This window comes from Rhodococcus chondri (assembly GCF_036327435.1).
Taxonomy (GTDB): Bacteria; Actinomycetota; Actinomycetes; order Mycobacteriales; family Mycobacteriaceae; genus Rhodococcus; species Rhodococcus chondri.
Genome location: NZ_JAUZMZ010000024.1, coordinates 28382 through 40215 on the forward strand (window position 1 = coordinate 28382; position 11834 = coordinate 40215).

Below are 11834 nucleotides of genomic sequence, written 5' to 3' on the forward strand. Positions count from 1 at the left end.
AATTGTGACGGATTCGTAGACAGGTCGTGCTTGTGGCTCCTGTGACTGAAGTGAAGGTTGATCAGTATGGGTTTTCGCGAGTGGCGCAGCAGGGGGCGTCTGCGTGTTATCGCCCTGGTATCTGCCGTGATCATGCTCGTGGGGTTGACGCTCGGCGCTACCGTCTTCGCCGATCCTCGTAGCGACGCCCAACGCCTCGTCGACGACTTCGTCGCCGCCCTCGACGAAAACGACGTCGAAACAGCGGCCTCGCTGACCTCGTACCCCAACGCGGCGCAGTCCACCATTTCTCAGATGTTCGACGGCCTGTCCGACGGCACGGTCGACTACTCACTCGCGCAACTCGTCGAACTCAACGACGAATCCGGCTACTTCACCATGACCGCCGACTGGAATTTCGGCGAGGGCAAGGAGTGGCACTACCAGGTCGACGGCGCCGTCCGGAAGCTCGGCGTCGGCTGGCGCATCTCGTGGGACGCGGAGGTGCTCGTCCCCGACCTCGGCGGTGGCCGCACCGTGCACCACGTGCGCACCGACGCCGCGCCGCCGAAGATCTTCGACCGTGCCGGCCAGTTGCTGATGGCAGAGCAGACGATCAACGCTGTCGTGCTCGATCCCGCGACCATGCCCGATCCGGTCACGCCTACCGTCCGGCTCGCAGAGGTCCTCGCACCCGTCGCCCCGGTCATCACGGCACAGCTCATGCAGGAGCGGCTCGCCGCCGATCCGGGCGCCCGCATCACGGCCGTCAAGCTTCGCGATCAGGACTATCAGTTCCTCGAGGACGACATCATGGCGATCCCGGGTGTCGAAGTCATCAAGACCCCCACTTTGATCAGTGCGGACCGGCGCATCTCGACGCCGCTGCTCGATTCGCTGCGCTCGGCGTGGCAACTCGAACGCGACCGCACCGCCGGCTGGGCGGTGACGCTCGAAGATCCCGAGCAGGGCCCGATCCAGGTCGCCGGGTTCCAGGGACCGCCACCTCCGGATCTGACCTCCACCGTCGATTCGCGTATCCAGATGGCCGCGAAAGAAGCCGTCGTGACGGTGGGCACTCCCGCCGCGCTCGTCGCGATTACCCCGTCGACCGGCGGTGTCGTCGCAATGGACGTCAACAACTGGGCCATGGAACTCGGGCCGGTAGCCACCCTCGGCCTGTACCCGGCCGGCGGAGTGCTCGATCCCGTCCGGCTCGCCGCCGGACTCGACCGCGGGGTCGATCCGGGGACACTGGGCTCCGACGATCTCGCCGACACCGCTCGCCGTCTCGGACTCGGCGAAGACTTCTCGGTGCCCGGTTTCGAATTCGAGACCGCGCAGATCGGGCAGAGCCGCTCTGGTGTCGTCCAGTTCACCGGCGGTTCCGACGAGGAACTGGTCAGCCCGATGGGCGCCGCGTTGCTCGCCGCGTCGATTGCACGCGGGGAAACGCCGCCCCCGACGATCGTGCAGGGTCAACCCGGCACCGTCGCCGAGCCGGCCCCGCCGCTGCCTCCGCACATCGTCGACGCGCTGCGCGGAATGATGATCGACAACGTGCAGAACGGTCCCGCATCGTTCCTGAAGCGACACCCGGGACTGGCAGGCATCGCAGCCTCCAGCGGGGACGACCGCTGGTTCTACGGTTACACCGGCGACCTCGCGTTCGCGGTGTTCGTCGCCGACGCCGACGGTGGCGACCGGGCCGTGAAGATGGCCGACAAGTTCCTGAGTGAGCTCGCCAAGCCCGCCCCCGCGAATTGACCCTGCTCGATTTCCTGCTGCTCGTCGTGGCAGGGTTCTTCGCCGGTGTCATCGGCTTCGTGACCGGACTCGCGTCGCTCGTGTCGTATCCGGCTCTGCTCGCCGTGGGCCTGACCCCGGTCGCGGCGAACGTCACCAACACCGTCGCCATGGTCGGTGTCGGAGTGGGGGCACTCACCAACTCCGCGCGGGAGGTGGTCGACACCGGTCCCCGCGTCTGGTGGTGGACCGCGTATGCCGCGCTCGGCGGACTTACCGGCGCCGTGGTGCTGCTTGCGGCACCGGAGGGCTCGTTCGAGGCCGTCGTGCCCTACCTCGTGGCACTCGCGGCGCTCGCGCTGCTGCTCCAGCCGCGCATCCGCGCGCTGGCGGGTGGCCGCGACCTCCCGCGCGTGTTCGCGGTCGCGCTGTTCGTCGTCGCGGTGTACGGCGGTTATTTCGGCGCGGGCGCCGGCGTGATCTTTCTGGCGCTCACCCTGATCTGCACGTCCGAACAGATCTGGCGCGCCAGCATCCTCAAGAGTTACCTGCTCGGCGTCGCCAACCTGGTCGCTGCCATCGGGTTCGCGGTGTTCGGTCCCGTGCACTGGGTTGCGGCGCTCGCGATGGCGCTCGGCGCATTCGCGGGCGGCTGGTGTGGCCCACCCATCGTCCGACGGCTCCCGGCGAATGCGCTGCGTATCACCGTCGCATTCGCCGGGTTCGGTCTTGCCGGCTGGCTCGCCCTGCGCTGAGCGCCCGGTCCCGGACCGGCCTCAGTGCACGCCCTGCATGAGCTTGCGGATCCACGGTGAGCACGCGGCGAGGGTCAGACCCACCGCGATCGAGGCACCGCCGATCCAGAGGTAGTACGGCACCTCGTTGTTTTCGTCGTAGAACCCGGCGAGCGTGCCCGCCATCGCGGTGCCGAGCGCAACTGAGAGGTAGAACAGCGCCACCATCTGGGTGTGGAAATTCTTCGGGGCGAGTTTCGTCGACAGTGAGAGGCCGACCGGCGACAGGAACAGTTCGGCGAACGTGAACAGCAGCAGGATGCCGATCAGCCCGAACAGGGGAGCGCTGTTGGGGGCGCCACCGGCCATGGGAATGAAGCACAGGAACGCGATGCCCATGATGACGGTGCCGACCGCGAACTTGATGGGCGACGCGGGTTGCCGCGGCCCGAGCTTGGTCCAGGCCGCCGCGAAGACACCGGCGAACAGGATGATGAACACGGGATTGATCGACTGCACCCACGACGGCGGGAACTCCCAGCCGAACAGGCTGCGGTTCAGGCGGGTGTCGGCGTACACCGCGACCATCGTGAACTGCTGCTGGAACAGCGACCAGAACACGGCGCTGGCCAGGAACATCGGGATGAACGAGTACACCCGGCTGCGTTCGATCGGCGTGACCTGCTTGCTCGACAGGATGATGACGAAGTAGACGATGGTGGCAATGATGGTCAGCCCGACGACGATGTCCGGCATGTTGCCGGTGGTGATGATGCCAGTCGCCGCGAACACGGCGATGAGGACGACGGCGACCATGGCGAGACCGGCGACTCGTATCCGAAGCTGTGCGGGCAGCGGGTGCGGCGGGGTCTTGCCCAGGTTGCCGAGGTGCTTGCGGTAGATCGTGTACTGGGTCAGGCCGATTGCCATACCGACGGCGCCGAGGTTGATGCCCATGTAGAAGATGGAGAAACCGGCGTCGCGGCGTTCGTCGTGCTCGTCGTACAGGTCGCCGACGAGGGAGGTCGCGGTCGCCTTGAGACCACCACTGCCGAACGCGACGAGGACCAGACCCACCCCGACCCCGGCGAACCCCGGCAGCAGCGCGAGAGCGATGTGGCCGCACATGATGAGCACGGCGCTGTAGAACAGGGTCCGTTCGGAACCGAGGAGGCGGTCGGCGATCTACGCACCGAGGATCGTCGACAGGTACACGGTGCCGCCGTATGCGCCGACGATCGAGGTCGCGGCGCCCTGACTGATCCCCAACCCGCCCTCGGAGACCGAGTAGTACAGGTAGTAGATCAGAATGCCCTGCATGCCGTAGAAGGAGAACCGCTCCCACATCTCGACACCGAACAGGTTCGCCAGCGGAAGTGGTTGCCCGAAGAACCGATGATCGGTTTTCGACTCGGGCGGGGAGGCCGTATCGCTCATGAAAGTCACTCTCGCATCGCGGGCACGGTGAGTGCGAGAAAACCGGACTGTCGCGCGAGGAAGATCACCCGGTCCGGACGCCGCGACGCGCGACGACGCCGGCAAGGAAGCGCCACCCGATCAGGAAGACCCCGAGGAACAGCGTTGCGACGATGACGAACGCCGTGGCGGTGCCCTGGCCGGTCACGGCCCGCAGCAGCATTCCGACCGCGAGTGTGCTGATCCAGACCAGCAGACCGGTGGGGACGGCGGCGAGCGCATCGAACTTGTCGCGGTAGAGCCATGCGGTCAGGAACCAACCGGCCGTCAGGCCGCCGAGGAACGGCCAGGCGGTGCTCGCGATGCCCACCAGATCGAGGCCTTCGTCGTGGCTGGAGCGGCCGAGCGCGGCGAAGACGACAACCAGGACGACATCGACCAGCAGCGCGGGTGCGTACTTTCTCACCTGTACAGGGTATCGCTGCGGCGTGTGGGGCCCGAACGCGCGCGAGCGCCCTTCCCGGAGGAAGGGCGCTCGCCGGCTCGGCCGGAGGCGGGCCGATCAGGCCTGGTGTGCGACCTCGATGTCGAGGGTGATGGTGATCTTGTCGCCGACGACGGTGCCGCCGCCGTCGAGGGGCATGTCGATGGTGATGCCGAAGTCCTTGCGGTTGATGACGGTGGTGGCCTCGAAGCCTGCCACCGGGCCCTGGCCCATGCCCGGGTTGACGCCGTTGAACTCGAGCGCGAGCTCGACCGGCTTGGTGACACCGTGCAGGGTGAAGTCGCCGTCGACGATGTAGTCGTTGCCGTCGGCGCGGACACCGGTCGAGACGAACTTCGCGACCGGGAACTGCTCGGCGTCGAAGAAGTCGGCGGACTTGATGTGGGCGTCACGATCGGTGTTCTTGGTGTTGATCGTGTCGACGGCGATCTCGGCGGTGACGCCGGCGGTGCCGTCCTCGGCGACCGTGACCGCGCCGGAGAAGCCCTCGAAGGTGCCGCGGACCTTGCTCACCATGAGGTGGCGGACGGTGAAGCCGACGTTGGAGTGGACGGTGTCGATGGCCCAGGTACCGGCGGTCAGGCCCGGGAAGGTGGCGGTCGTGGCGGTGGTCATGGCGACTCCTCGTTGGTTCGTTGAATGTTCAACTTTCTGATGGACACAACGATGACACGAACTAGTTGATTCCGCAACTATGCTGTGAGGGGTGTCACAGTCGGAATTATTCGGCCGCCTGCTCGGGGCGGACGACCGGCCTGCGCCGGCGGGCGAGAGCCGCCTGCTCGTGCTCGGCGCGCTCGGCAACCGGATCGACGGTGTCGTCGTCTCCGGCGCCGCGATCGCGGTAGAGCACGCCCACCGTGCTCCAGCCGGCCAGCGCGACGAAGGCGAAGCTCACCACCCGGTAGACGAACACCGCCGCGAGCGACTGCGACGCGCTCATCCCCGAAGCCGCCAGCGTCGCGATCAGTGTTCCGTCGACGAACCCCAGACCCCCGGGGGCCAGCGGTACGCTACCCACCGCTTTGGCGGCCGCGAACGCGATCAGCAGTCCCGCCACCGACGGCTGACCGCCCACGGCCCAGCACGCCAGCCCGAGGCAGGCCACGTCCGACGCCCGGTGCACGGCCGACCAGGCGATCGCACCCAGCGCGTCGCGGCGGGCCAGGTCGACCGCTTCGAGCTGCGCAAGGATGCGCTCGAACAGATCGAAGCCGGTACCTGCGGGCTTCTTCGCGATCCGGTTGAACCGTGTGAGCACCCATATGCCGAGCGCTTCGACCGACGACGGATTGCGCGCGACATACCGCAGGCCGTAGAACAGGGCGATCACGCCGGCGATCGACAGGACCAGCGTGACCGGACTGATCCGTGAACCCACCGCGAACGCGCCACCGACGCCGACCGCGGCCAGTGTCGTCGCGGCAATGACCCCCGACACCGCGAGCTGCCACGACGCGACGACCGGCGTCGCTCCCCACTTGCGGGTCTGCTTGTAGGTGAAGGCGGTCGAGAACACCGGCCCGGCCGGCAGGGTCACGGCCATCGCTGTGCTCGAATAGACCACCGACGCCGACCGCAGGTGGCCGACGCGGACACCGCCGGCCCGCAACAGTCGCTGCTGGACCCCCGCGAAACCGCTCAGCGACACCATCTGCGCTACCACGCAGGCCGCGAACCAACCCCAGTGCAGTTCGGTGAGCGCCCGCCACGAATCGCTCATCGTGGGCCACAGGTAGATCGCCTCGACCGTCAGCAGTGCGACGAGCGCTGCTCCGAGCAGCCACCTGACCCAGCGGAAACGGCCCCGGCGCGGTGTGGCGTCGGAGCCTGAAGGGTCGTTTCGAGGCTGAGCCACAAGATTCAGAGTAACCAACGTGGACGTATGTCAAAGTCGGTTCCCTGGGCTTTTACCGCCCGGGCGACGAAGATCATGGGGTCCCGTGCAGGAACGTGTCGGTGCGTCAAAGATCCGGATAGAGCACCGGCCACGCGAGGTGCGTCATCCGACGCCGCCCGCGCAGCTGCACCTCGTCTCCGAGTTGCCAGTGCCCGCGCTCCTCGTCGTCCGCGAAATACAACGCGCTCGACGAGGCGAGCACGCGACTCGGCCGCATCTTCGCGAGCTCGGTCAGGCGGGACGCCTCGTTGACCGGGTCGCCGATCACCGTGTATTCGAAACGTTCCGCCGCCCCGATGTTTCCTGCGACCGCGAGCCCCGCCGACACGCCGATCCCGACGTCGAGGTCGGTGATTTCACTGAGCGCGAACCTCAACTCGCGGGCCGCCGCGAGGGCGGCGGTGGGAGCATCCGGACGGTCGAGGGGCGCGCCGAAGATCACCAGCGCGGCATCGCCCATGAACTTGTTGACGAAACCGTGGTGCCGGTCGACCACGTCGACGACGACACGGAAGAACTCGTTGAGCAGTTCGACGACTTCGCTCGGGGGGCGCTCGGCCGCCGTGGCGGTCGAGCCGACCATGTCGACGAACAGCACCGCCACGTACCGGGTCTCGCCTCCGAGTTCGGTGCCGTACTGCAGCGCCCGCCGCGCGACGTCCTCGCCGACGTGCTGGCCGAACAGCTCGCGCAGACGCCGACGCTCGTCCGACTCCGACATCATCCGGTTGAAGCCCACCTGCAGCCGGCCGATCTCGCTGCCGTCGAACACCTCCACCTGCACACCCGACGCACCCCGCTGGACGCGTTCGATCGCCCAGCGCAACTGCTTGATCGGATCCGAGATCTGCGCCGACGTGAGCAGCGACAGCACCAGTGCCAGTCCGATCGACATCACGGCCAACGCCAGAATGGACATGGCCAGAGCATCCGGCGGGAAGTCGGTGTCGGCGCTCAGCTGCGTGACGCACAACAGCACGATGCCCGCGACCGGCATCAAAGTGCCCAGGCCCCACGTCATGGCCAGCCGCGTGCCCACCCCCGGCGCCATCGTCCGGTCGAAGTTTCCTTCGCTCAGCGCCCGTGCCGCCACCGGCCGCAGGATCCGCTCCCCGAGCATGTACGTGAACCCGAACGTGCTGGTCGCCGCCATCGCAACGGTCACCGCGACCGCGGCCGCGAGTGAGGGCATCTCCTCGGCGGTGAGGAAGACGAACAGCACGCCGCCGAGCAACCACAGCACCAGGTGCACGATGGCCTGCCGAAGGGGCGCGTGCAGAGCCGCCATCTGCTCGGCCTGCGTCGGCGGTCCGCCGCGCAACTGCCATCGCACCACCGCGCGGAGCATCCACGCCGCGGCCGTCAGGCTCACCACACCGGCGAACCCCAGATACACCGCGAACACCGCGAAGTTGCGAACCCGGTCCGCAATGATGTTCTCGGTCTCGTCGAGGGGGATCCCGTACCGCACGAACGCGAACACGAGCAGGGCACCGAAGAGATTCGATGCGCCCATCGAGACCATGTAGAGCGGCCAGCGACTACGCAACGTCGCGGCGACAGCTCGATATGACCTCAGCACGACTTTCAATCAAACCACTGTGGGGACGGTCACAGCACGTCGTGGTCACCCTTCGGGGTCACCCGGTGGTTTGATTCACCTCGCGAGCGACCGGGAAAGGGGCGTGGTATGGGCCGGAGGGCCGTATCGGCGACGGCCGATCCGGACGCGCCGCTCTGGCGCGCCGCACAGGTCTTCCGCCTGGTCACCATCGTTTACGCCGTCAGTTCCCACCTCTCGACGGTCGACAACTACACCCACCGGCCGCTCGCATGGGTCTTCATCGGTGTGCTCGTGTCCTGGTCGTTGCTGTCCGCGTACCTGCTGTCGCAGGGGATGCGCCGACGGTGGATCGTGGTGGCCCTCGATCAGGTCACCGCGCTCGGCCTGATGTCCGCGACCCGCCTCGTCGCGGACTACGACTGGTACAGCAACCACCAGACGATGCCCACCACGCTGTGGGTCGCCAACGCGGTGCTGTCCGCCGCGATCCTGGGCGGCCCCGTCGCCGGTACCGGATCGGCGCTCGTGATGGCCGGTGTCAGTGCCCTCGTCCGGGACCAGATCAATCTGGACCTGTGGAAGGACGCGACGCTGCCGGTGCTGGTGGCGTGCGGGGTGGCGATGGGCGCCGCGACCACGACCGCCCGCCGTGCGCATCGGCAACTCGAGCAGGCATTGAGGATGGCCGCCGCCACCGAGGAGCGCGACCGGCTGGCCCGGCAGGTCCACGACGGCGTGCTGCAGGTGCTTGCGCTCGTGCAGCGGCACGGCCACGAGGCGGGTGGGGAGGCGTCGGACCTGGCGCGTCTGGCCGGGGAACAGGAAGAGGCGCTGCGACGACTCATCTCCGAGCAGGACACCCAGGTCGACTCGGGTGGTCGGCTGGTCGACCTGACGGCGTTGCTGCGCAGTCGCGCCGGAGCCGAGGTCACCGTGTCCGCTCCGGCCGATCCGGTCCTGCTGGACCGGGTGCGCAGCGGTGAACTCGCCTCTCTCGCCGCGACCGCCCTGGCCAATACCGAACTGCATGCCGGGCCCGGGGCGAAGGCGTACGTGCTGCTCGAGGAGCTCGGCGACGAGATCGTCCTCAGCATCCGTGACGACGGAGTGGGCATCGCCGCCGGCCGGTTGGACGAAGCGCAGGAGCAGGGCCGCATGGGAGTGTCCAAGTCCATCGTCGGGCGTGCGCGCTGGCTCGGTGGTGTTGCTCGGCTCGAGAGTGCCCCCGGCAGGGGAACCGAATGGGAGATCCGGATTCCGAAGGAGGACCGGCTTGCCTGAGCCGATCACGATCATGGTGGTCGACGACCACCCCATCTGGCGTACGGCCGTGACCCGGGATCTCGATGCCGCCGGATTCGCCGTGGTGGCCGAGGCCGGTGGAGTGGGCGCCGCGGCACGCCGGGCCGCCGCGGTGCGGCCGTCGGTGGTGCTCATGGACATGTCGCTGTCCGACGGGACCGGCACCGAGGCGACCGCGGCCGTGCTCGCGGTGTCGCCGCGGAGCCGGGTGCTCGTGCTCTCGGCGTCGTCCGAACGCGACGACGTGCTCGGTGCCGTCAAGGCCGGGGCGTCCGGATACCTCGTCAAGAGCGCGTCGGCGGCCGAACTGGTCGATGCCGTTGTCGCCACGGCGGCGGGGCAGGCCGTCTTCACACCCGGCCTCGCGGGCCTGGTGCTCGGCGAATATCGGCGCATGTCCGCGTCGGCGGGGCGACGTGCCGGTGCACCGCCGACCCTGACCGAACGGGAAACCGAAGTGCTGCGTCTGGTCGCGAAAGGATTGTCCGCCAAGCAGATCGCCGCGCGCCTGACGCTCAGTCACCGCACGGTGGAAAACCATGTGCAGGCGACGCTGCGGAAACTTCAGCTCGCCAACCGCGTGGAGCTGACCCGATACGCGATCGAACAGGGGCTGGACTAGACCGGCGGCGCATCGCAGCGAGCGACGTGATGACGCGGGGTTGATCCCCCTTTTATGGTGGTGGGCATGGATCCCAGAGAATTGCGCGTGTCCGATGCCGAGCGTGAGCACGTGGGCCAGTTGCTGCAGCGTGCCGTGGGGCAGGGCATGCTCTCTCTGGGAGAGTTCACCGAACGTATGGACACCGTGCTGGCCGCGAAGACCCGCCGCGACCTCAACCAGGTGCTCATCGATCTGCCCGGTATCGACATCCGGCCCGAATACCAGGCCGCGTACCAGCCCCATCGATCGCCGGTTCCCGGCCCGATGGGAGCGTCTGCTGCTGCGACGGTGCCTGCCGGTGGCCCGCTGGTGATCAGAGGACGGATGTCGAGCCTCGCGCGCAAGGGCCGCTGGGAGGTTCCTCCGGCGGTGCGGATCGACACGGTCGCTTCGGCGGTGACCCTCGACTTCACCGAAGCCGTCATGCAGACGCAGGTGGTGCGCGTCGAGGTGAACGACTATCTGAGCTCGATCAACTTCGTCCTGCCGCCCGAAGCGACCGCCGACATCAACGGTGTCGAAGCCGTCGCCTCCAGTGCCAACTCGAAGGTGCGCGGCGGTGCACCCGTCGGTCCGCTGCACGTGGTGGTGACGGGCACGATCCGATGCGGGAGCCTGACGGTGGCCTATCCGCTCGGTACGCGCCTGCGCAAGTTCCTCGGAGGAGCGTGAGCTCTCGGTAACGCCGAATGATGATGAGCGCCGGGTCTTTTCCCGTTCTCACCACCATTCGGTGTTCTCATGCGTCCGAGGACCGGAGCGGGTCGCTACCGACGACGCTGCCGCGCGATGAGTTCGTCGACGCTGATCGAGCGCCCGTTGTCGCTCGCGTGCCGCCCACCCTGCGTGTCGGGTCCGCGGGACTCGCGCCGGGGGTCCGGATTCGCGGGATCGCCGGGTGTCCCGGCACTCGGGGGCTGCGGGGAGGAACGCTCGGGAGGCACATTCCCGTCCTGGGGTGCCCGCTGCGGTAGCCGAGGTGCCGGCGCTCCGGGCGCCGATGGGCGGGGCCCGGTTGCCGGCGCACTGGGCGCCGGGCCCTCGCCCTGGGACGGGGAGATGCGCCGCAGCTGCGACAGCCAGTTCTCGATGGCCTGTGGATCGCGGGCCGACGGAGCGGCTTCCGCCGGTCGCCCCTCGTCGCTGCGCGGGAAAGGCTGGGGTCGCACATGCGTCTGCTGGAGCGGCGGCGGCACTTCGCCGCGACGGCGGCGCGGCAGCGGTGGCATGCCTTCGGTCGGGGGTTGGACCACCGGCTCCGGTCCGGGAGCCTGCGGGTTACGCCTCGGCGGCAGTGCTGCCTGTGGGCCGACGGCCTGGTCCGACACATTCTGTGGCTGTGGCTGTGGCTGTGGCTGTGGCTGTGGCTGTGGCTGTGGCTGTGGCTGTGGCTGCTGGTGCCGCGGCGGGCCTGGTCGTGGCTCGCGCCGGACCGGCGGCACGGGCCGGACGGCAGGTTGCGCCTGTGGCGCGGGGTCTGCCGGCAGTCGCTGTCCCGGGGCTCGTGGCGCCGGAGCGCTCTGCTGCTCACCCCGCTGGTCCGGGCGTGGACGCGGTACCGGAGGCCGGCCGGGGGGCCTGCCCGGCCCCTGGCGGCGAGGCGGCGGTGCGAGGTCGCGGGACCGTCGTTGCTCCGCCGCGGACCGCGGTGCCGCGATCTTCGGCAGCGGCTGCACTGATCCTCATCGTCGTCACCGGCGCGTTCGCGTTCTCGGATCTGGTGATGATGAAGTACATCGCCTACGGCATGATCGCGGCACTGGTCATCGACGCGACCGTCATCCGCATGTTCCTCGTACCGGCAACGATGAAACTGCTCGGCGACGACTGCTGGTGGGCCCCGGAATGGATGAAACGCATCCAGGAGAAGATCGGCCTCGCCGAACCCATCCTCGCGGACGAACTCATGCCCGAGGATGTTCCCGAACTCATCGCCGTCGGCATGTTCGGTCCCGCGACGGTGGCGGCGACCGGTTCGCACCGGTTCCCCACCGGCGCGTTCGGAAGCGCTGCCGACATGACCC

11 protein-coding genes and 2 pseudogenes are annotated in these 11834 nt (G+C 68.4%); 7 read left to right on the plus strand and 6 right to left on the minus strand.

Annotated elements, in window-relative coordinates; translation table 11 throughout:
* The first annotated feature begins 66 nt into the window (after positions 1-66).
* Together Q8814_RS06630 and Q8814_RS06635 are read left to right on the plus strand one after the other, a co-directional pair.
* Entirely contained in the window at positions 67-1746 is a 1680-nt protein-coding gene (locus Q8814_RS06630; RefSeq protein WP_330151228.1) for an NTF2-like N-terminal transpeptidase domain-containing protein, read from the plus strand.
* On the plus strand, positions 1743-2480 hold the full coding sequence (locus Q8814_RS06635) for a sulfite exporter TauE/SafE family protein (RefSeq protein WP_330151229.1): 738 nt from the start codon (positions 1743-1745) through the stop codon (positions 2478-2480). The genes Q8814_RS06630 and Q8814_RS06635 overlap by 4 nt, the downstream gene beginning before the upstream one ends.
* A 21-nt stretch (positions 2481-2501) precedes the next feature.
* On the opposite strand, the pseudogene Q8814_RS06640 reads toward Q8814_RS06635, so the two are convergent.
* The 5 genes and pseudogenes from Q8814_RS06640 to Q8814_RS06660 form a co-directional block, all read right to left on the minus strand.
* A pseudogene (locus Q8814_RS06640) lies at positions 2502-3896 on the minus strand (peptide MFS transporter).
* A gap of 64 nt (positions 3897-3960) precedes the next feature.
* The gene (locus Q8814_RS06645; protein ID WP_330151230.1) at positions 3961-4341 is read right to left on the minus strand and encodes a DUF3054 domain-containing protein; all 381 of its coding nucleotides are present in this window, start codon (positions 4339-4341) and stop codon (positions 3961-3963) included.
* A 96-nt stretch (positions 4342-4437) separates the two neighbouring features.
* Complete coding sequence (locus Q8814_RS06650; protein WP_330151231.1) at positions 4438-4995, minus strand: YceI family protein; 558 nt, start codon at positions 4993-4995, stop codon at positions 4438-4440.
* A gap of 106 nt (positions 4996-5101) precedes the next feature.
* Entirely contained in the window at positions 5102-6238 is a 1137-nt protein-coding gene (locus Q8814_RS06655; RefSeq protein ID WP_330151232.1) for a lysylphosphatidylglycerol synthase transmembrane domain-containing protein, read from the minus strand.
* 106 nt (positions 6239-6344) lie between these two features.
* The gene (locus tag Q8814_RS06660; protein WP_330151238.1) at positions 6345-7805 is read right to left on the minus strand and encodes an adenylate/guanylate cyclase domain-containing protein; all 1461 of its coding nucleotides are present in this window, start codon (positions 7803-7805) and stop codon (positions 6345-6347) included.
* Positions 7806-7970: 165 nt separating this feature from the next.
* Between Q8814_RS06660 and macS the strand changes: the two genes are divergently transcribed.
* From macS to Q8814_RS06675, 3 genes are all read left to right on the plus strand, one after another.
* Positions 7971-9125 (plus strand): MacS family sensor histidine kinase, encoded by a 1155-nt coding sequence (gene macS / locus Q8814_RS06665; protein WP_330151233.1) that lies wholly within the window; start codon positions 7971-7973, stop codon positions 9123-9125.
* Between the two features lie 13 nt (positions 9126-9138).
* Positions 9139-9768 (plus strand): response regulator transcription factor, encoded by a 630-nt coding sequence (locus Q8814_RS06670; protein WP_330151239.1) that lies wholly within the window; start codon positions 9139-9141, stop codon positions 9766-9768.
* A 66-nt stretch (positions 9769-9834) separates the two neighbouring features.
* Positions 9835-10482, plus strand: a complete 648-nt coding sequence (locus Q8814_RS06675) for a DUF1707 SHOCT-like domain-containing protein (RefSeq protein ID WP_330151234.1) — start codon at positions 9835-9837, stop codon at positions 10480-10482.
* A 95-nt stretch (positions 10483-10577) separates the two neighbouring features.
* On the opposite strand, the gene Q8814_RS06680 is transcribed toward Q8814_RS06675, so the two are convergent.
* Positions 10578-10979, minus strand: coding sequence for a hypothetical protein (locus tag Q8814_RS06680; protein ID WP_330151235.1), 402 nt, complete (start codon positions 10977-10979; stop codon positions 10578-10580).
* On the opposite strand from Q8814_RS06680, the gene Q8814_RS06685 reads away from it, so the two are divergent.
* Positions 10980-11489, plus strand: a complete 510-nt coding sequence (locus tag Q8814_RS06685) for a hypothetical protein (RefSeq protein ID WP_330151236.1) — start codon at positions 10980-10982, stop codon at positions 11487-11489.
* Positions 11465-11834 (plus strand): annotated as a pseudogene (locus tag Q8814_RS06690) (MMPL family transporter); the annotation flags it as partial. The gene Q8814_RS06685 and the pseudogene Q8814_RS06690, both read left to right, overlap by 25 nt.